Below are 21,014 nucleotides of genomic sequence, written 5' to 3'. Positions count from 1 at the left end.
ATGTTCAAATATTTTTTTACCACTGTACTACAAAATCGGAAACATATCCTGTTTTCCAAATATTTTTTGCACTACTAGAATCTAAACAACTTGTTTTTCTTGTACCTGAATAACCGCAGATAAGATCATTCCAACTAGGAGAACCAGAAACGTTGTAACCATATCTGCCATTAGTTTTTGGTGAAGTAGGTGCAAGTTTTACATAGCCGTATCCACCACTGTTATTTTTTACTTTTAACCAAACAACCGTAGAGTAAGGTAATTTACAGTCACTATCGCTTCCCGTAGCTTTATAGGCACCGTTTACTATCGCTTCACCCATTAAACTGTCCAGTTTATATTTAACAGTTATTTTATCAACATAACATTTACCGATTTGTTTACCGATATATTTAGACTCTGTCCCGTTACCCGGACCGACAGCTAATAGAAGTGTTGAAAACATACTCAACGACAAGATAACTACAAAGATTTTTTTCATAATAACCCCCTTGAAAAGAATCAATTTTAGTTCTTTGGGACTTAAATAAAAGTAAGCACATTATATTAGTTTAAATTATTTTACTTAATGAAAGATACTTTATTTTTAATTCCATTCAAAAAGATAACAACTAGGTAAAGCATCTCTTTTATGCAGATATATAGCAGTAAAGTAAGCTGATAAGAAGATAGAGATAATAGCAATAAATGAAGCAAAAGCAAGAGTTGATACCCCTGTAAGTCCTTGACCGACTGTACACCCTAAAGTCAAGATGCCGCCAACACCCATCATACTACCACCAATAATTGAGTTTTTTAATTTATTCTCTTTATCATTTGACGCACAATTTACTACTCTATATTTTTTATTGAAAAAAGCCATAATAGTTCCACCTGACAATAGACCAAATATTACACTAACACCAAATGACAATGTACTTCCACTAAAAAACATAAGATATTCAAGAGCTTTTCCAGATGGATATACAAAACTCAACCCTTCAAGAGTTGATATTGCAAATTCGTCTATGTTGATTGCTCCTGTCACTACCCATGCTAAACTGACTAATATCCCAATAATTACACCATCTAAACATAATAGTAGGCTTTTTATGTTTGGTACTATTTTCCATAATACAAATAACAAAACTGGAATAACTAATAGTACAGGCAATTGCATATTAGGCAAATATGATGATAGTTTTACTAGCAATTCATTGTGAGTAAGTAAGTTTGTAAAGTATGAAAACAATCCTTTTGATGTTATATAAGCAAAGATAGCAATAAACAAGATCGTTACTAAAGAGTAGATATTGCCTTGAGAGAGTTTGATCAGTTGTCTGCTACTACATCCATCAGCTAACATCATACCTGTTCCAAATATGATGCCTCCGATTATGATGGCAACATAATTGATCTCATCTTTAAAATATATAGTACTAGAAAAGTCAATTTGAAAAAACATAGACATTGATTGAGATAAGATTATTGCCGTAATGATTGCAACTAAAATAGAACTAGCTCTTCTTGTAGATTTTATTTGTATATAATCTTTGATCGCACCACTAAAACAAAATTGAGTGTATTGAGCCACTAATCCATACATTAAGCCTAGTGCAAATGCACATAGATTAATAATAGTTAAATCTTCTATATAATTTTCCATAATACTTACTTTTTTTAAATCGAAGTATAGTGTTGCAGTGTAAAATATGTATAAAACAATTTTATTTAATAATAGTAAGATAATCAAGCAATTTCAAAGAGTTTATAATTGATAAGAAAGTTTGGATATTGGGAATTAAAAGTGGTGGGTTCGCCGTGACTCGAAGCCTAAGTAACTATCTTTTTCTATTCTTTTCATATTTACACAAATCCCATAAACAAGACATTTTAAAGCCTTTTCTATTTTAGTCAATTCTTTATACATTTTTGCAATTTTCTACAATTCTCGTTAATATTGTATAAAAAAGAAGTATAAATAGTTGAGGAGTTAATCATGGGAATGAGATCAATGAAAGCTAAAAAGTATAAAGGTCTCTATGAGTATTATCGTGATAGCGATAAGGACAAACGTACTGTAGCATATTATATACAATATCGTGGAGCTGATGGGAAACCAACAAAAATAAAAACGAATGCTAAAGATAAAGATGAAGCTTTAGCAATTTTACAAGCTAAAAAAGCTGAAGTTTCAAAGATAAAAAAACGTATTTCCAAGAATGATATAGAACTTGAAAATCGAATTAGACAAAACTCTATAAGCCTTGATGATGCTATGGCACTCTTTCATGCTCAACGTACAAATAAAAATCATAATAATGACCTTGGTATGTACAATCTACATATTAAACCTATGCTAGGAAACAAGAAGCTTTCTAAAATTCAACGAACTGACTTGATAACCTTTAAAGAACATTTAGAGAAAAAAATAAGTACCCGTCCAAAAATCATAAAAACTGAAGGTGGTAAACAAACAAGGATCGAAGAAGAATATACTCTTAGTCCTAGCTATATCAGAAACATATTTCAGTATATGAGAGCTGCTTTTAACTGGATGATTGAAGAAAAATATATTGACAATAATCCCGTCGTAGTTAATAAAATTGTCAATCAAATTGAAGATAATGAACCTGGTAGAGTTCTTACAGATGATGAACTAGAAAAACTATGGAACCTTGATGAATTTAAAATTAATGACAGACTATTCCTTTTCTTAAAAACTTGCTACTTTACTGGTGCACGTCCTGCTGGTGTAATAGACATAAAAGTAAAAGACATTAATTTCAATACAAAACGTATAAAAATTAAAGCCATGAAAAAAGGAAAAAGCTATGAAGCTCCTATTCCTGATGAGTTATTAGACTTATTAAACAAATGGATCAATAAACATAATTTAAACTATAGTAATTTTATTTTCTATCCAATTCAAATGTATATTAGAGCTACAACTCTTAAAATGAAAGAGGAAGCTAAAAATAAACCTGCTAATTATTCAGGATATAGGAGAGCCATTCAAAAAATCTTAGACCCTATATTTAATAAAGGTATAGATGCCTACGATCGTATGTTTAGAGTTACAGTTTATACACTCAGACGTACAGCGGGAACAAAGGTTTATCGTAAATACGGTTTAGTCCATGCAAAAGAGTTTTTAAATCATACAGATGTAGCAACAACGATGAAATACCTCAATGTAAAAGCTGATATGCAAGAGGTTACTGATGCACTTTGATTATGAAGCAAAATATGAAGCAATACTAGACAAATACAATCTTTGGTTTGAAGTAGAAGAAATTCTTGAAACTATAGATATAAAACTACCTCGTGAAATACAATTCAAAAATGAAATGAAAATCAATTTTGCACTCTTTGAACCAAATAAATACTTTAAAAAAAGAGTGATTCAGTTTATGAATATACTAAATGAACAAGAAATGGATGATTATATACCTTATATTTTGGAAGCAAAACATCTTCTATCACAGCTTATTATTTCTAGAGGCTTTAGAAGATATGACATGTATAAAGAGTATATGGAACTTCTTACAAGTAATAATATCCCCTTTCCTATGTCAGATTACTATGATGAAATCAATAAGCCAATCAAAAGCAGAGAGGAAATAGAAAAGATCATTGCTAATGGCTCACAAAGTTTTGCTGTTCAAACACTTAAACTTGCGGATGAATTACAAAACCGTCTTGTACATTTTCCATTCTTTCTCGATATACAATTTTATATGGAAATGATCGTTGCAAAACTAGATAATGACATTACTTTCATATCTGCTAAAAAAGGTACAGTTTTAATCACACACAGTTCCATATTTAATGGCTTGAAAGAGAAAATACCTAACGATGAAAAAACAAAAAAAGAAATATTTGATCTTATTGATTCTTATGATGAAGCGAAAGAATATTTAAAAGATAAAGCTATGCCACTACAACTCAATGGTTATAATTCATTTATGCAGGATATTATTTCAGAACTCTCTTCCCAGTAAACATCAACCTGAGTTTTCTCAGGTTCTAAGCGTGACAAATACTAACAATCTTCATATAATTTGCTCAATTTATACAAAATTATAAATTTGAAAAAGTTCTTTCTTGATATCTGACTGAGGCTTGATATTTATTTATTCCTCTGAAAATCAAACCAATTGTTAAGCTCCTCAGTAGATATTTTGACCCTCGTCTATCTATCAAGTCTCACTCAGATATCAAAAGAACATTCAATCATTATTTAGGAGTAATTTATGATAACTGATAATATAAGAGCACGTCAGAAACAGCTCGATAAGTATAAAAGCCTTGCAACCTATTTAGTAGAAAATCCTACAAAATCTGATGAAGAATATTTCACTATTTTATTATTAGATCGTTATGAAAGAGGAGTTTTAACAAAAACAGAAACAGCAAAAGAATTAGCTATTAGTGAAGCGACCATAGATCGAATACGAAAAACTGGTGCTATAAAATCAAAAACTGTCATGGGTAAAATTGTATTTGATATTAAAGAAATAGCACATTATCTAGCAGATTGCTAGAGATATATACTCTAAGTATCTAATAGTCACTAAGCATGTATTTACAGTTTTTTTACACAAAGACTAAAGTAGTTTTTATACAAATATTTTCTACTTTTTATAAAAACTCACCTTTTTTTTGTAAAAACTGGAGGTTTTATGAGTAAACGAAATGATGGCTTTACACAAATTGAAAATTCTATCGTTAATTATCCCAAGATTAGTTTTAAAGCGAAAGGTATTCTTATGTATATGAAATCAAAACCTAAGACATGGAAGTTCTATATCAATGACATATTAAAACACACATCAGACAAACGAGATGCAGTAAGAAGTGGAATTCAAGAGCTTATTGATGTTGGTTATGTGACTAAAGAAGAAAAACGTAACGATAAAGGACAGTTTGAATATATATATAAAATACATCCAAACCGTGATGGAAAAACCGTAACGGAAAATCCAATACGGGAAATCCAATGTGGAAAAACCGTAACGGAAAATCCAATACTTAGTAATACTAATACAATCAAGACTAAAAGAAGTAATACTAACTCTACTATAAAAAGACTTCCTTTTGATGTTTTTAAAGATATATTTATCAATGAATTTCAAAATGGTTTTAACGGTCATGATGTAGGAGTGATACAACTACCCTTGTCTAATAGTACCTATAAGATGGGAACTGTTTTCAAAATCAAAAATGGTTTGCTCTTAAATACTACATCTGGAAAATTTTTAGAGAAAGATGAAGCTTTAGAATTATGGGCTCTTCTTCAAGATAGATTCCACGAAAACAAGATTCCAAAATTACAAAATATTCAAGTTTAACTCATTTAATTTAGCTAATAACAAACGAATAGACATCAAGGCAAGTAATGATACATTTTAATCAAAAATTTACTTCACGGAAAAATATAAGACTAGGAGTTAAGTCATGTTAATCATAAAGAATAAAGAGTTTATAGACACTTATGTTGCAAGCAGAATAACCAACTTATCCCAAGAGAGGATAAGACAATTAGTCAGAGAACGTAAACTTTCATCAATTCGTCCAGTCTCAAGGGGAAAAATATATGTCTGCAAGAAAGATGTAGAGGTGATGATGACTATAAAAGAGAAAGACGAAGATCAATAAATGAAATTGTCTATTGGATTGTCTATCGAGACCAAAATGTCTATTGAAAATAAATCCAACGAATCAATCGGTAAGCACGAAGTTTCAAAGTGTTTTGATGTTGCTTGCATAGACAAAAATAGACAACAAAAAAGGAGGTTTTTTTTGAAAGTTAAAAAGAGAAATATTGATAGCTTTATTCCCGTAGATTACAATCCAAAAGTAATTAATGAAGAATTAGAACCGATTGACATAAAAGACCTTGAATGTGCAATACCCATCATTTATTTAGATTTAGAACCTATCTACTATGAAAGTTGTGAACTAAGAGCAATTCCAATGCTCTCTTTAGAGCTTGAAGAAGTAATAATAGAGGTAAAAACTATTCAGGAGGTACTGCATGAATAACTAAACTAAAAATCAATATTCATCTACAACTTAAAAAGACTTAGGAGACAAAAATGTATGAACTAGATTATAGTTTTATTGAACATAGAGCGCAGAATGCTATGGAAGCCATTGAAGCGAATACTAGACAGCAGATACAAGAAAAATATAATAAAGTAGATATTGAAACACTCTACGAAGCTCACAAAGATTTAGTATTTATACTAGAGAAACAGATATCTCGATTGAAACAAAAACAAGAGAGGGTAAATAAATCTTTAAAAGCGTATAAAACTGCTAAGAATAAATGGACTAAGTTCCTACCTCAATTGGAAGCTTTACTTCAAGAACATAATATTGATATTCCTATCAGTATTCAGAATAAACATCTTAACGGGAATAGTATGATTGAAAAACTAAATAATTTAGAACCATCAGGTAGCATAATCATTGATGGAAACATATTTCCCCGTAAACTTAATCAAAGCGAGCTAGACAATCCTAAAGAGGATATTTTTATTACACAAACTAAACTCACTGAACTCCAAAGCCTTATTGATAAAAAAGTAGAAATTTATCACAAGTTACTAGGAAACTAGTAGGTTGAGAGTAGGACTATGAATAAAGCACTTACGAAAATGCAACAAGATTTTGTAGAAGTATATGTAGTCACACGTAATGCCAAAAAATCAGCGTTACAAGCTGGCTACAGTCCTACTTTTGCAGAAAAAAAATCTTATGGTTTATTAAATGACTCTAAAATAAAAACAGCTATTGCAGAAGCTGAAAAACACTACTTCTCTGAAAAATTCAAAAAGCTAAGTGCACTAGCTACAGAGGAGCTGGAAAATATCTTAATCAATGGAAATAATAAAGAAAAGCTTCGAGCTTCAGAAATTATCTTTAAATCCTCAAGACTCGCAGATATGCTAATAAAACAAGAAGATGAAACAGAAAAGCCAATTACAATTACAGTTTCTTTACCACCTGAACTAGAGGGTGATATTGGATAAAAGGAGAAAAAGTGACAATAGTAACACGTGATCCAATAATTTTTGGAATAATTGATGATGTTATTAATAACTTATCCATTGCATCAGACAGACATGAAAATGATATGTTTGCAGGTGCTTATTTGATACTAGAAACTCTGAAAGATAAGTATTCTTGTCTTATAGATGATGAAACATATCTAAGTGAATTTCTAGCAACACTAGAACTAGTTACAAAAGGTTTACAAAGTGCTAATGAGATGATGGATGAAAATATTATTCAAGTATGTACATCTTTATTACGAGTTCAAGACTATATTAGAGAAGTTCTATAATAAGAATCTAGCTTTTAACCTAGAGTATATAACACTACTTATTTAATAAAACGAACTTGCAAATTTAGTTTAATGAAGAAACGATTACTTTCTTCATATACCCATCCATAATAATATTTTTTCGCACCCTCTCTAGGATTACCTGGTTTTTCAGGATCTTCTCCAGTAGAGGGTTCTTCCAGTTTTGTATTTTCTAGTAAATATTTTTCAAATTTATCTTTGTAATAGGTATGATAAGCTAAAACTTCACCATTATCTTTCACGACAATTACCCCACCATTTGCTTTTATCTCACCTGTCCAAATACATTCTGGGGTCATACCTAATGCAATATCATATAAAAACTTGATAATTTTATACTCATAAAAGGGATGTCCGCGTGATAGATCATACCCTAGTGGATTATATTTATTTAATAAATTAAGAACATCAGTTAATTTTATTTTTCCGTATTTATGTCTATATAATAACATGTAAGCAAGGATCTTAGATAAATCACCGTCTATTAATTTTAAATTCAAATCTAATGTATTAGATTGTATTGAATCAAATTGTATATTAAATCCTAAGTCTTCTATTTTCTGTATTCTTTTCCCTAATCGGGGACTTTCAGTATAAGTTAATTTGTTAAAACTTTTTTCATCAAAGCCTGTTTTATCAGGAACTACTATTTCAAAAATAAAATTTGTTCCAGGAGCAGGATTGAATAAAGTTGATTTACCTCCAATTAATGACTTTATACTAAAACCCAATGTTGGTGCTGTTCCAGTTTGTTTATCATGAATAGTAATTATAATATCTGCTTTATCAAGACTTTTAGCTTTTAAACTTTTTACGTTTATATCATTTAAAAAACTCTGGATTTCTTCATAGTTTTCAAATTTTTCTATTTTTATAGACCTACCACTTAATTTTTTTAAATTTGAAAAAATTTTTTGAGAATATTCAAGAAATTTAGATTTATCAAATTCTTTTATAATATCCTTAGAGTCTCCATCTAATAGCTTTATTGAACCATTAATATGATATTCTCTTTTAGAATCTTTCTCTTGTCGTAAAATATTCAAAATTGGGTATACCAAGTCTGTAACTTTTTCTAGTTTATCATCGGCTCCGTAAATTTCACCTTCGCCTAAAAGTTTTAATAAAGTGTATACTTCACTCCATTCTCCTTTATTTCCACGTAGACTCATATTAGAATACCTCTCTTATAATTTTTCCATGTAATTGATTATATTCTTTGCTATGGCTTGTATTACAGGAACTGCGACACTATTACCAAGCTGTTTCATTGCTTGAGCATTTGTTACTGGAAAGATAAAACTATCTGGAAATCCTTGCATTTTCTTTCCTTCTTTAGGAGTAAGTCTTTTAACTTCTCCATTAACATAATAACCGTCCCAATTTCTCCTATCATCTATTGGAGAACCTCGTCCTCCAACCCTTAATGTTAGGCCAACATCTCTACTACATTGACCTTCCCATACATCACTCATTGTAAAATCAAGTTCTTTTTTAGGAGTCGGAAATTTAAATTTTTTTTCATCATCTTTTTCAAAGACATCATCTTTAAAACCGACTATAAAAATTCTAGGCCTATGTTGAGGAAGCCCGAAATCTGAAGCTTTTAAAATTTTTGTATAGAATGAATATCCTAAATCTTCAGTAATAACCTTTTGAATTGTTGAGAATGTTTTACCTTTATCATGACTTTCTAAATGACGAACATTCTCTAAGAAAAATGCTTTAGGCTGTTTTTTCTCAATAATCTTTGCAATATGAAAAAATAAATTTCCTCTATCATCTTCAAAACCTTTTTTATAGCCTGCCTGACTAAATGGCTGACAAGGGAATCCTCCACATAATATATCAAAATCAGGAATTTCTTTTTTTATACATTCTTCTTCTATTGCAGTTATATCATCATTAAAATTATTGTTTTTAAATAAGTTAGGGGATAGTTTTTTAAAATTCTTAGTATAAGTTTCTCGTGCATACTTATCTATTTCAGATGCAAATACACATTCACATCCCTCATTATGTAATCCTAAATGAAAGCCACCTATGCCTGCAAACAAATCTATAAATTTATATTTTTCCATTCTACTTCTAATATTCAATTTTTCTTCTGTCTTTATTCTCTGAAAGTATAACTACAAACTTCTTTATATTTGTTTTTGTTGACATTTTGCAATATTTATTTTTCCATTTCTGTATGAATAAGTTTTAGACAATCATCTAAATTTTTGATAATATCTTTACCCCAAAAACGTATTACTTTCCAACCATTTTTTTTTAAAAAATTATTTACTTCTATATCACGCTGAATATTACGCTTTATTTTTGTCTCCCAGAAATCAGCATTCGTTTTAAATTGCTCACCTTCTAAAAAGTTTTTACCATGCCAAAACTCACTATCACAAAAAATTGCTATTTTTTTCTTTTTAAAGCAAAAGTCTGGTTTCCCGTAAACATTTCTACAATGCTTTCGATATCTATAACCATAAGACCACATTGCTTTACCTAAAACTACTTCTATTTTAGTGTTTTTAGATTTTATCTTTTTTGCTGTTTTACTATCCATAATATCCCTTTGGTATTAACATAGAAAGAAATCTTTGTATAAACTTTTGAGTAATTTTTACACATTATTGCAAATTTCGTCAAGTTTTAGTAAAAATGTATAAAAAGATTGTATAAAAATTTATTTTTTTATTGATTAAAGTACGTATTATAGGGGATTAAAAGTGGTGGGTTCGCCGTGACTCGAACACGGGACCACTCCGTTATGAGCGGAGGGCTCTAACCAACTGAGCTACGAACCCACTTTTGATAGGGCGAAATTATACTCAGCGGTTGCTTAGAAATAGCTTACTATTTATCCGAAATTTATTGTGTATTTACCATCCATAAAGAGAATACATTTAGATAGTTCCAAAACGACTGTAACGACGTCTCTGTCACACCATCCTCTTTTAGTTTTTCAAGCAGTGGTATATAAAGAGTCAGCCATGTCTCTCTCGCTTTGGCATCTATACGAAAACGTGCATGACGACCTACCATTTGAGGAGCACCTCTGCTTTGATTAAAGTAATCAGGTCCGCCACAGATCTGAATGAAAAAATCTGCTGCATGTTTTTTAGCCTTTTCTAGGTCTTGAGGATCGATCGGGAACAGGTGTGCTATGTCACTTGTTTTAATAGCTTCATAATGTTCGTCAATTAACTTTCTTATCCCCTCTTCCCCTACTTCGATCAAAAATTCTGGGATCGGTTTTGTTACCGGTGGTCTTACGCCAAACTCTCCGTATGCTATATCAAAATTCATAAACTCTCCTAATTAATATTTTGCGGTGCTTTTATTCTATATACCACTGCATATAAAAGCGGTACATAGATAAGGTTTAACACTGTCGCCCATGCTATACCAAAACCAAGTGATACAGCCATCGGTTGTAGAATCATCGCTTGCCCCGAGGCAAAGAAGATCAGTGTTAAAAGTCCAAGCACCGTTGTAAGTGATGTTAAAAGAATAGGACGAAGTCTCGTTTTTGCCCTGCTCATCAGCTCTTCAGTATCTTTTGCTTTTTTTATAAAGTCAACCATAATAAGCCCGTCATTAACAACAACACCCGCAAGTCCTACAATACCTATCATCCCAGGCATTGTCAGGTTTATTCCCATCACGTAATGCCCGACAAATACACCAAGTAAAACTAACGGTATTGTACTGATAACAATTAAAGATTTCTTTATAGAATCAAACAACCATACCAATGTAATAAAAATTAAAAATAGTGCAATCAGAGCAGACTGTGTCATCTCTCTGATATTCTTTTTATTCTCTTTCTCTTCACCCTTGATATCAACTAAAATACCTTCACCTTTAAGCTTCTCAAATGCAGGTTGAAGTTTTTTCATAACTTCGGAAGATGTAATTATATCTTTGTCTAAAGAGGCATAGAAACTTTTTATACGTTTAGCATCCTCTTTTTTCAATGTCACATAACTTTGTACATAGATAAAATCTGCAATATCTTTCAGCAGTACATACTGATTTGTTGAAGGAACCTGAACTTCTAGATCTTTTAAAGAGTCTATATCTTCGTTCATATCACTCTCAATTTTTATACGAACAAGTCCACTGTTATTAAAGAGTTTTCCATACTCCCCTTTGAGATAATACGCACGCAAAGAGTTAGAGATGCTTTGCTCATTAAAGCCCAATTCTTGACCATATTTATTTATACGAAGCTTTAACTCTTTCTCTCCCAGTGTTGCATCATCAGAGATATTAAACACACCGTTTATTTTTGCGATCTCACTCTCAAGCTCTTTTAGATACGGTACAACATCTCTGCCGTCTTGCGATCGTAAACCTATCTCGATATCGTGTGCAATAACACCCGCTCCCGGAACTTTTACAACCAGCTCGTCATATTTTACAAACTCATCTTTTAAAAGCTCTTTTATATCCTGAGCAATAACTTTTGAGTCCTTTTGTCGTGTTTTTACATCTTTATCGTACTCTATAGAAAGATAAGGGCTTATGTATGTATCGAACATATTTACAGGAGCTCTCTCTTTTAGATCAACAAAGATATGGAAGAGATTCTCTCCCACTTCAGCATTGTTTTTAGAGTCCATCTTAAAACCGATAACAGAAGTAACGGAAGAGACATTCTGAGGATCAATATTCTCTAAGATCTTTTTCTCTAGTTGTGCAACATATTGTTCCGTATCTGTAAGTTCATTGTTGATATCTACCTTACCGTACACATAAACCTGTGTCGTATCAAATTCTGGGAAGAGTTGAAACTTTAACTGTGAAACAAAAAGTGCTGTAGCTCCGATGATCAAAGAGACCATTGTGATAAGTGAAATAACCTTTCTTCTAAAGAAAAAGTGCAATACTTTACTATAGCGTACATACATTCTAGCCCATAAATTTTTTGTAAAACTCCCCTCTTTAGAGACTTTTAAAAATTCATGTGCATGAAGTGGCAGGAAATAAAATGCTTCAAAGAGTGAAGATAAAAGTAGTACTGTGATCATAATTGGAATGATTTTTATAAACATTCCCATCTCTCCACTCATAAGGAGCATAGGTAAGAAAGCAAATACAGTTGTCAGCGTTGCCGTTAAAACTGCAGGGAACATCTCAACTGCACCCTGAACAACCGCTTCTTTACGCTCCATCCCCTCCTCTAAATGACGGTAGATGTTTTCAGCTACAACTATAGCTTCATCCACAAGCATCCCAAGGGCAATTAACGCACCTAAAAGAGAGAGCATATTTAAACTGTCTCCAAGTAGTTCACTTACAATGAGGCCTATCATAAAACTTACAGGAATTCCAAGTGCTACAACAAATGCAATCCCGCGGTTAATGAAGATAAGCATCGCTAAAAATACTAACATCAATCCAAACATGATGTTTGAGAAAACAACATTCAAACGGTTCTTAATCCACACAGAAGTATCTGTATAGATATCATAATTGAACTGCGGATTTTTCTGATGTAAATTTTTTAAAAGTGTACGAATATCTTTTACAAGTGCTATTGCATTTCCATCTTTACTTTTTGTCACATTTACTGAGATATTTCTTACACCGTTATAGTGGGAGAGTTCAGCCTCGTCACTAAGTGTAAATGCCACATCAGCGATATCGCTGATTTTTAGTTTCTTACCCCCAACATCGATCAAGGTATTTTCTACACCCTCTTTCGTTTTTTCCCCGTTAAATGTTGAGATATAAAGGTGGTTTGCCTGTTGTTTGATCGTACCGATCGGAAAGATAGAACTTATATTACTGATTGCTGAAACCACAAGTGCGGGCTGTAATCCGTACGCTTTAATTTTATCGTTGTTGAGGACAATATCAAGCTCTTCATCAGCATCACCGCGGATAGTAATATCACTGAGATCTTTAAAGTTTGAAAGCTCGCTTTTTAACTCTTCAGCTTTCTCTAACAGCTCCTCTTTGGAAACATCACCTGAGAGTGCAATAAGTGCGAGTGGAAAAGCATGAAGTTTGATCTTAGCAACTGGTTCATTCATATCCGATGGAAGATCTTTTTTTACACCGCTTACTATATCTTTTACATCATTGAGAACCAAAATATTATCGGCACCCGGTTTAATATCTGCCGAGATTGTGAATGCACCGTTTTTGATATCACTTTTGATCTCTTCAAGATCATCGATATTTTGCATATCATCTTCGATCGTCTGCACGACCATTTTATCGAGGACATCAGCTGAAGTCCCTGTGTAACCGCCCGTAATTACGATCTTGTCCATATTCATCGGCGGGAAAATCTCTTTTGGTATGTTTATATATGCAAAAATAGAGAGCATAAATATAAATATTAAAAGTATATGGTTTAAAAGGGGTTTCTCAATAGAGAACCTGATAAAACTGCGTACCACTGAATTTCCTTACTAAAACATCGTATCTAAAACTTGATTTTTAAACTTGATCGACTCAACCGATGAGCGGATAAGTTTGTTTTCCTCTTGTAGGGTTTCATACTCTACCTGCAGTTTTGCTATATCCCTGCTCGTATAATATATCTGCTGATTAATATAAATCTTTGGAAAAGCAAAAACAGCTAAAAAGGTAATCACAAGAAGCATATATAAAAAATAATTAAAATCAAGTTTTTGTTTAACTTTAATTAGATTGTCATACTCTTCTAAAAGTTCTGTTTTATCATTCATTCCAGTTCCATTTGAAATACTCGTAGTTTAGCACTTCTACTTCGAGCGTTATCTTTAAGCTCATCACTTTGAGCCGTAATCGGTTTTTTTGTAAGAATTTTCCCTAAATTATGGTTATTTCCACACTCACATCTCATAGCTTGAGGCGGGCATATACAACTTTTTGCCCATGCTGCAAATGTTTGTTTTACTATGCGATCCTCTAAAGAGTGAAACGAGATGATCGCAATTTTTGCAGTTGGAAGTTTTGCTTCTTCTAAAGCTGCGAGTAAATTTTTCAACTCTCCAAGCTCATCATTTACCTCTATACGGATAGCCTGCATTAAAAGTGTTGCAGGGTGGATCTTTTTCCCCTTAGGCATAAAAGGGTTGAGTTTCTGGCTTAACTCCTTAGCAGAGTGAAACGGTCTATTCTGCATAATAACTGAAGCTACTTTTTTATAGTTTCTCATCTCTCCGTAGTCACGTAATATGATCTCCAAATCGTTTTGAGAGTATTCATTTACTACGTTTGAAGCACTAAGTGGGGCATCTTTATCCATACGCATATCAAGGTTATCGCTCTCGTAAGAGAATCCTCTGTCTTTTTGATCAAGCTGCAGTGAAGATACACCGATATCTGCAAGCACTCCTTTAATATCTCGAGGGTCATACTCATTTAAAATATCTTTTATCACATTTGAAAAGCGCCCTTTTCTTATCTCAACACGCTCTCCATATTTTTCCAGTCTTTTTGTTGAGAAGTCTATTGCCGTTTGGTCTTGATCGATAGCGATCAATTTGATGTTTGGATTGTTATCCAAGATGAGGCTTGAATGTCCGCCATATCCCATTGTACAATCTATGATAATCCCATCTCTAATGTCATCAAAAGCACTTACAACTTCTCTATATAAAACTGGTATATGTGGGATATTTTCCAAAATTTTCCTTGAGCAATTATTTTATTCAGATTATACCCCAAAATTGTAAAGTCTTGTGCCAAGAGTATAATTTATCTTTAATTTTAGTTAGTGTACTATTAGTAAAATTAACAAAAAAGAGAGAGAAATGTTAGAAGAGTTACAAAATAATATTGAGCTGGTTGCTATCGTTGTTGTTGCTATTCTTATAGTCGCATTTGTTATTTATAAAATATCTACTAAAAAGCCTACTGAAGAGATAATCGAGGATGAGCTAGAAAAAGAAACAGAAGAAAAAGCTCATGTAGAAGATGAATATGATGAGCAACAAGAAACAGCTCAAGAAGAACTTGTAACTCAGGAAGAAAAAGCCCCTGAAGAGCCAAAAGACTTAATGGAAGAAGAGCCACAAGGTATGGGCTCTGAAGAGGGTGACTTCGGTGTTATCGAAGAGGAAGTCAAAGAGGAAGAAATTCCTGAGACTAAAACATTTCAAAAAAGAGATGTCCCACCACATGGAAAAATCACAAAAGAGAGCTTTCAAGATTTCTCAGGCAAAAGAATCTTATTAGCCGAAGACAACCTCATTAACCAAAAAGTTATCCTTGGACTTTTAGCCGACAGCGGAATAGAAGTAGTGGTTGCAAATGATGGAGCGGAAGCATTAAGCATTTTGCAGAATGATAGTAATTTTATTGTAATTTTAATGGATGCCCATATGCCAAATATTGACGGTTTTGAAGCTACACGTCGTATACGTGCAACACCTGAATATGATCATATCGTAGTTGTAGCACTAAGTGGTGATACTGCATCAGACGATATAAGAAAAATGACAGAAGCAGGTATGTCTGAACACCTCGAAAAACCTCTTAAAATGGATGCATTGTATGATATTTTATATGCATATTCCGGAGATTCAGAAGAGGAAGTATCAGATGATGAGGATATAGTCAATGTTGTCTCAACAAGAGAACTTGACGGCGATAAAGGTTTAGAGATCTGTGGTGGTGACGAGGCTTTCTACCATGAAATTTTAAGTGAATTTTTACAAACATATAGTGATTCCGATCAAAGACTGATTAGTATGTTAGAAAATAACGATCTGAAAAAAGCAGATAAACTGCTTTTAGATATTATCGGTGTATCGGCAAATATCGGTGCCGTAAAACTACATAATGTTGCGACATATATAAAAGATTCTCTCTCAGACGATACAGAGAAAAGCTACCTGACACTTATTCAACAGTATCAGCACCACCTGAAAATATTACTTGAAGATATAAAAGAGTATCAAAAATAGATACTCTTTTTATCTTGTTTGACCGCTTCCGTAGATTTTAAACTTATATGTTGTTAAGCCTTCAATTCCCATAGGTCCTCTAGCATGAAGTTTATTTGTTGAGATCCCAACTTCCGCTCCAAAACCAAAAGCCCCTCCATCAGTAAAACGTGTACTTGCATTTACATAAAGTGCTGCTGCATCAATGTTATTTAAAAACTCTTCGGCAGTTGTAATATTTTCGGTAATAATAGCCTCAGAGTGTCCCGAACCGAATCTTACAATATGCTCAATCGCTTCATTAACACCATCAACAACTTTAATGCTTAAGATGTTTGCCAAATACTCAGTATCGTAATCTTCATCAGTTGCATTTGTAACATTGATGATATCTTGTGTAGCCCCACAACCTCTTAAGTCTGTTCCAGCTGCATCAAATCCCTCTTTTAGTTTTGGTAAAACTTCTGCAGCTACTGCTTTATCTACAAGTAAAGTCTCCATAGCATTACAAACACCTGGACGTTGTACTTTTGCATTGATCGCGATTTTTACCGCTTTTTCCTGATCTGCATCTTTGTCAATATATGTATGACACAGTCCCTTATCGTGTTTTACAACACTTACAGTAGCATTCTCACTTACATAGCGAATTAGTGCTTCACCACCGCGAGGAATAATAAGGTCAACATATTTATCCATCTTAATAAGTTTAGCAACACCCTCACGTGAGCTATCAGGTAAAAGTGAAATAAGCTCTTTTGGTAAGTTATTTTTCTCTAAAACAGCCTGTAGTACTTTTGCAATCGCCTGATTAGAATTTTCAGCCTCTTTTCCACCTTTTAGTACACATACGTTTGAGCTTTTAAAACAAAGTGCAGCGGTATCACTTGTAACGTTTGGACGAGATTCATATATGATCCCTATCACACCTATAGGGATAGATACTTTTTCGATCTTAAGTCCATCTTCCGTTACCCAACCATCTAGTACACGACCTGTCGGTTCCTTAAGTGCTGCGATCTCCTCCACTGCAACAGCCATGGCATCGATTCTGTTTTCATCTAATAACAGTCTGTCCATCAGTGCTGAAGAGAGATTATTCTCTTTCCCGTTTGCCATATCTATTGCATTTGCTTCGATCAAAGTCATTGTATTTGCTCTCATCGCTTCAGCCATCTCTCTTAAAATTCTATTTTTTTCTCTACCGCTTAAAGTATTTAAAACCCTACTTCCTTTTTTTGCTTCGTTTAAAAATTGTTCCATACTCAAATCCTTCTAATATATTGATGTTATAATAACATAAAAGATAATGAGGACAAAATATGAAAACAATAACTTTTATTGGTAACGGAAATATGGCACTTAGCATTGCCCAAGGCTTAAAAAACACATATAAAATAGAAGTTGTTGGAAGAGACCTTACAAAATTAGAAAAATTTGAAAAAGCGCTTGGTGTACCGACAGAAAAAGCTTTAATGGATGACTTTAACATAGAGGGGAAACAGATTATATTATGTGTAAAACCATATAACATTGAAGAGGTTTCAAAAAAGTTTATTGGTAAAGCTGAAGTGATCTACTCTGTTTTAGCGGGAAGTACTGTTGAAAAACTACGTAATAACTTTAATACAGGGGCTGTTGTAAGAACTATGCCAAACCTGGCTGCTTCAGTTCACCACTCTATGACAACAATGACGGGAGATGCATCATATAAAGATCAAGCAACAGAGATCTTCTCTGCAATAGGACCAACTGTATGGCTGGGAAGCGAAAAAGAGTTAGATATCGCTACGGGCTTAGCAGGTAGCGGCCCTGCATACTTAGCACTCATCTCTGAAGCTCTTACAGACGGTGCGGTAAAACAAGGACTTAAACGTGATGATGCAATGGAGATTATGCGTGGACTTTTCGGCGGTTTTGGAAAACTGATCCAAGATATCCACCCTGCTCTTTTAAAAGATGGTGTAATGAGCCCGGGTGGGACAACTGCTGCAGGATACGGTGCACTTGAAAAAGGAAATGTTAGAAACGCTTGTATGGATGCAATTGAAAGTGCCTATAAACGCGCGACAGAATTATCTTGATAAAAATGTGATGAGTATATGGTATTATTTTTAAAAATTTTATATAAGGAACTATTATGTTAAAGTCTCTATCTTTAATATTGCTCTCTACTGCTATTTTTGCTAATGATACTCAGTTTTTTTGTGCAGATCCTAGTGAATATATTCAAAAAGACAATACTCAGTCATCAACGTATAAAAACTGTAAAAGAAACGGCATGACATACTGGTATACAGATACCGGTAAAGTGAAATCACAAGTTAATTTTATCGATGGAAAAGAGAACGGAATCTACACATCTTTTTACGATAACGGAGCTAAAAAACTGACTGTAAAGTATGTTGACGGTCAAAAACATGATATTCAAAAAATCTTCTACGATAACGGTGTACTTGGTTCTGAAGTTAACTACGTTATGGGAAGACGTGAAGGTGTTATGAAAGAGTGGGATATTGAAGGGTATCTTTATTCTGAAGTTTATTATAAAAACAATTACAAAGTGGGGTTAAAAAAATACTACGATCATCAAGGTAATGTTATTAAAACAGAAACATACAAAATGGATAGAAACCCTGTTATGCAAAAACTTCTTAAAGATAAAAGAGAAGAGATTATGATTGATCTTTCAAAGTACGGACTTGTACCTAAAGATGCTCCAAAAGAGATGAGAGTAAAATAACGCTCTCATCCAAATCCGTAAGGGTCTTCATCATCCTCACGTTCATATTGTAAGAACATGATAAAAATCCAAAAAAGTAAAAATGCCGCAACTATCTCATACCCTATTAACCACACGATTATAAAAGAGTTTAGATTTAACAACATAAAATTATCAAAGTCACCACCGGCTATAAATAAAAATAGGAAAATAGCACCAGTGAGGTAAGGTATAGCTACAAAATAAAAAATATAAGCTATGAATTCATAATCATCAGGTGCATATACATAGTCTTTAAAATCAACTTTCTGTGATCCAAAGCTCAATTTGTCTTTTTTCTTTTTCTTACTTTTTTCACCTTTGAGCTTCGTTCTTCTATCACTTTGTAGAAGTTGATTATAATACATCATGTGTCGTTTATGTTCTAAGTCTTCATCTATACCCATGACCAATCCTATTACAAGATACTATCATTGTATGACATATAATATTAAACAAGTATAAAAGAGTATAAGAAATATTGATTTTAGAGAAATTAAAGGGGTGAAAAGAGGAAAAGAGTTTTAGATAAAATCTAAAATCTCTTTTTCTATATCTTCTTTGTTGATAATAGTTTTTTGAACAATCTCTTTAGTAAAAAGTTCTTTTACCATAGCAGGGATTGCCAGTTTTGCAGTATTTGAGATTGATTCTAATGCAATGATATCCTCTGCATCTACTTCACCTGTTAGTGCATTTGCAATTACAGGAGAGAATTTTGTCCACTCTGCAGTTGAGTAGATAATAGATTTTATTTTAGGATCACTACATGTTTCATAAGATTTAAAACATGTTGCAGTATGAGGGTCCATTAAGTAGTTATCATTTTCAAACGTATCTTTGATATATGCTTTACCTTCGTCACCATTACAGAAATCTGCATCGAAACAAGTGCGTAAAGTTGCTAGTTCATCTGCTGTAAGCTCATAAACATTTTTCTCTTCTAGGTCTTGCATAAGTTCTTTTGTTCTTACTTCGCCAAACATATCAAAAAGGATTCTCTCTACGTTTGAAGATTTTAAGATATCCATTGCAGGTGAAGTTGTATTTACTACATCACAACCGTTAAGATCATACTTTCCAGTTTTGATTAAACGTGTTAATACATTGTTTTCATTTGAAGAGATGATAATCTTCTCAACAGGAAGTCCCATTTTCCAAGCATAGTATCCGCCAAGTGCATTACCGAAGTTTCCACTTGGAACGTTTAGGTAAACTTTTTCACCCATCTCTATCGCATTTTGACGTACTAGTTCTAAATAACTGTGAATATGGTAAATGATTTGGAAAATGATACGACCGAAGTTTACAGAGTTTGCCGCTGAAAGTTTTGTATTCTTCTCAGAGAGTGCAGATTTGAATTCACTTGATGCTAGTAATCTTTTAAGAGCAGATTGTGCATCATCAAATACACCGTTGATACCGATAACTTTTAAGTTTTGGGCATCTTCAGTAACCATTTGTAATCTTTGAACATCACTTGTTCCACCGTCAGGGTATAAACAAGCAACTCTTACGTTCGCACGGTTTTTAAAAGTCTCTAATGCAGCCGGACCAGTATCACCACTTGTTGCAGCTAAGATTAAATAGTTTTCATTCTTTTTTTGTGCAATAGATGAAAGTACAATACCAAAAGGTTGTAATGCCATATCTTTAAATGCACGAGTAGGACCGTGATATAGTTCACTTACATAAAGATTCTCTTTTACTTTTACAACCGGTACAGGATTAGCTGCATCATCAAACTTATCGTATAGGTTTAAAGCCTCATCAATTACTTCTGATTCAATATCGATATCAAAAGCATCTAACATATCTTTTGCTAATACTTTGTATGAAGAGTTTAAATGTTTATCTAAAAATGCTTGCCCTAGTTCAGGAAGTTTTTCAGGAACGTAAAGTCCGCCGTAAGATGCTATCGGGTCTAAGATAGCTTGTGAAAAAGTCACTGTTTTAGGTTTTGATGGATCGATGCCACGAGTTTGTATAAAGTTCATATCATTTCTCTAAT

The 21,014-nt window shown here is 32.9% G+C and carries 23 protein-coding genes and 1 tRNA gene; 11 read left to right on the top strand and 13 right to left on the bottom strand.

The genetic code is table 11. The features are described from left to right. Positions 1 to 16: 16 nt before the first annotated feature. On the bottom strand, positions 17 to 481 hold the full coding sequence (locus FJR03_RS04630) for a hypothetical protein (protein ID WP_193114480.1): 465 nt from the start codon (positions 479 to 481) through the stop codon (positions 17 to 19). Positions 482 to 586: 105 nt separating this feature from the next. Continuing rightward, positions 587 to 1,585, bottom strand: coding sequence for a YeeE/YedE family protein (locus tag FJR03_RS04625; RefSeq protein ID WP_193114479.1), 999 nt, complete (start codon positions 1,583 to 1,585; stop codon positions 587 to 589). Positions 1,586 to 1,978: 393 nt separating this feature from the next. Between FJR03_RS04625 and FJR03_RS04620 the strand changes: the two genes are divergently transcribed. The 8 genes from FJR03_RS04620 to FJR03_RS04585 all read left to right on the top strand — a co-directional run bounded on the left by FJR03_RS04620 (position 1,979) and on the right by FJR03_RS04585 (position 7,333). After that, on the top strand, positions 1,979 to 3,214 hold the full coding sequence (locus tag FJR03_RS04620; protein ID WP_193114478.1) for a tyrosine-type recombinase/integrase: 1,236 nt from the start codon (positions 1,979 to 1,981) through the stop codon (positions 3,212 to 3,214). After that, complete coding sequence (locus tag FJR03_RS04615) at positions 3,204 to 3,983, top strand: hypothetical protein (RefSeq protein ID WP_193114477.1); 780 nt, start codon at positions 3,204 to 3,206, stop codon at positions 3,981 to 3,983. The genes FJR03_RS04620 and FJR03_RS04615 overlap by 11 nt, the downstream gene beginning before the upstream one ends. Positions 3,984 to 4,235: 252 nt before the next feature. Then, entirely contained in the window at positions 4,236 to 4,526 is a 291-nt protein-coding gene (locus tag FJR03_RS04610) for a hypothetical protein (protein ID WP_193114476.1), read from the top strand. A gap of 138 nt (positions 4,527 to 4,664) precedes the next feature. Then, entirely contained in the window at positions 4,665 to 5,333 is a 669-nt protein-coding gene (locus FJR03_RS04605) for a hypothetical protein (RefSeq protein WP_193114475.1), read from the top strand. A 343-nt stretch (positions 5,334 to 5,676) separates the two neighbouring features. Then, positions 5,677 to 6,027 (top strand): hypothetical protein, encoded by a 351-nt coding sequence (locus FJR03_RS04600; RefSeq protein WP_193114474.1) that lies wholly within the window; start codon positions 5,677 to 5,679, stop codon positions 6,025 to 6,027. Between the two features lie 53 nt (positions 6,028 to 6,080). Further along, entirely contained in the window at positions 6,081 to 6,605 is a 525-nt protein-coding gene (locus tag FJR03_RS04595) for a hypothetical protein (protein WP_193114473.1), read from the top strand. A gap of 18 nt (positions 6,606 to 6,623) precedes the next feature. Then, the gene (locus tag FJR03_RS04590; RefSeq protein WP_193114472.1) at positions 6,624 to 7,019 is read left to right on the top strand and encodes a terminase small subunit; all 396 of its coding nucleotides are present in this window, start codon (positions 6,624 to 6,626) and stop codon (positions 7,017 to 7,019) included. Positions 7,020 to 7,030: 11 nt separating this feature from the next. Further along, complete coding sequence (locus FJR03_RS04585) at positions 7,031 to 7,333, top strand: hypothetical protein (RefSeq protein ID WP_193114471.1); 303 nt, start codon at positions 7,031 to 7,033, stop codon at positions 7,331 to 7,333. Between the two features lie 38 nt (positions 7,334 to 7,371). Here FJR03_RS04585 and FJR03_RS04580 read toward each other — a convergent pair whose 3' ends face one another. The 8 genes from FJR03_RS04580 to rsmH all read right to left on the bottom strand — a co-directional run bounded on the left by FJR03_RS04580 (position 7,372) and on the right by rsmH (position 14,981). Beyond that, positions 7,372 to 8,526 carry an HpaII family restriction endonuclease gene (locus FJR03_RS04580; protein ID WP_193114470.1) on the bottom strand — a complete coding sequence of 385 codons (1,155 nt, stop codon included), beginning with the start codon at positions 8,524 to 8,526 and terminating at the stop codon, positions 7,372 to 7,374. Between the two features lie 15 nt (positions 8,527 to 8,541). Then, positions 8,542 to 9,435, bottom strand: coding sequence for a DNA cytosine methyltransferase (locus tag FJR03_RS04575; protein ID WP_193114469.1), 894 nt, complete (start codon positions 9,433 to 9,435; stop codon positions 8,542 to 8,544). Between the two features lie 95 nt (positions 9,436 to 9,530). Then, positions 9,531 to 9,917 carry a very short patch repair endonuclease gene (locus FJR03_RS04570; RefSeq protein WP_193114468.1) on the bottom strand — a complete coding sequence of 129 codons (387 nt, stop codon included), beginning with the start codon at positions 9,915 to 9,917 and terminating at the stop codon, positions 9,531 to 9,533. Positions 9,918 to 10,081: 164 nt separating this feature from the next. Next, positions 10,082 to 10,158, bottom strand: a tRNA-Ile gene (locus tag FJR03_RS04565). Between the two features lie 64 nt (positions 10,159 to 10,222). Further along, the gene (locus FJR03_RS04560) at positions 10,223 to 10,660 is read right to left on the bottom strand and encodes a globin domain-containing protein (RefSeq protein ID WP_193114467.1); all 438 of its coding nucleotides are present in this window, start codon (positions 10,658 to 10,660) and stop codon (positions 10,223 to 10,225) included. Between the two features lie 8 nt (positions 10,661 to 10,668). Continuing rightward, positions 10,669 to 13,767, bottom strand: a complete 3,099-nt coding sequence (locus tag FJR03_RS04555; protein ID WP_193114466.1) for an efflux RND transporter permease subunit — start codon at positions 13,765 to 13,767, stop codon at positions 10,669 to 10,671. Between the two features lie 12 nt (positions 13,768 to 13,779). After that, positions 13,780 to 14,058: a hypothetical protein gene (locus tag FJR03_RS04550; RefSeq protein ID WP_193114465.1), complete on the bottom strand. Its 279-nt coding sequence runs from the start codon at positions 14,056 to 14,058 to the stop codon at positions 13,780 to 13,782. Beyond that, positions 14,055 to 14,981 carry a 16S rRNA (cytosine(1402)-N(4))-methyltransferase RsmH gene (rsmH, locus tag FJR03_RS04545; RefSeq protein WP_193114464.1) on the bottom strand — a complete coding sequence of 309 codons (927 nt, stop codon included), beginning with the start codon at positions 14,979 to 14,981 and terminating at the stop codon, positions 14,055 to 14,057. The genes FJR03_RS04550 and rsmH overlap by 4 nt, the downstream gene beginning before the upstream one ends. Positions 14,982 to 15,108: 127 nt before the next feature. Here rsmH and FJR03_RS04540 point away from each other — a divergent pair, with 127 nt between their 5' ends. Continuing rightward, on the top strand, positions 15,109 to 16,263 hold the full coding sequence (locus FJR03_RS04540) for a response regulator (RefSeq protein ID WP_193114463.1): 1,155 nt from the start codon (positions 15,109 to 15,111) through the stop codon (positions 16,261 to 16,263). Between the two features lie 9 nt (positions 16,264 to 16,272). On the opposite strand, the gene FJR03_RS04535 is transcribed toward FJR03_RS04540, so the two are convergent. Then, positions 16,273 to 17,505 (bottom strand): glutamate-5-semialdehyde dehydrogenase, encoded by a 1,233-nt coding sequence (locus FJR03_RS04535; RefSeq protein ID WP_193114462.1) that lies wholly within the window; start codon positions 17,503 to 17,505, stop codon positions 16,273 to 16,275. A 59-nt stretch (positions 17,506 to 17,564) separates the two neighbouring features. Here FJR03_RS04535 and FJR03_RS04530 point away from each other — a divergent pair, with 59 nt between their 5' ends. Both FJR03_RS04530 and FJR03_RS04525 read left to right on the top strand, forming a co-directional pair. Then, entirely contained in the window at positions 17,565 to 18,326 is a 762-nt protein-coding gene (locus FJR03_RS04530) for a pyrroline-5-carboxylate reductase (protein WP_193114461.1), read from the top strand. A 56-nt stretch (positions 18,327 to 18,382) separates the two neighbouring features. Continuing rightward, entirely contained in the window at positions 18,383 to 18,985 is a 603-nt protein-coding gene (locus FJR03_RS04525) for a toxin-antitoxin system YwqK family antitoxin (protein WP_193114460.1), read from the top strand. A 5-nt stretch (positions 18,986 to 18,990) separates the two neighbouring features. Here FJR03_RS04525 and FJR03_RS04520 read toward each other — a convergent pair whose 3' ends face one another. Next, on the bottom strand, positions 18,991 to 19,410 hold the full coding sequence (locus tag FJR03_RS04520; RefSeq protein WP_193114459.1) for a hypothetical protein: 420 nt from the start codon (positions 19,408 to 19,410) through the stop codon (positions 18,991 to 18,993). 117 nt (positions 19,411 to 19,527) lie between these two features. After that, the gene (gene thrC, locus FJR03_RS04515) at positions 19,528 to 21,000 is read right to left on the bottom strand and encodes a threonine synthase (RefSeq protein WP_193114458.1); all 1,473 of its coding nucleotides are present in this window, start codon (positions 20,998 to 21,000) and stop codon (positions 19,528 to 19,530) included. Positions 21,001 to 21,014: the final 14 nt, after the last annotated feature.

This window comes from Sulfurimonas marina (assembly GCF_014905095.1).
GTDB classification, from domain to species: Bacteria; Campylobacterota; Campylobacteria; order Campylobacterales; family Sulfurimonadaceae; genus Sulfurimonas; species Sulfurimonas marina.
Note: the sequence above shows the minus strand (reverse complement) of the source record. Positions and strands in the feature narration are given on the sequence as shown.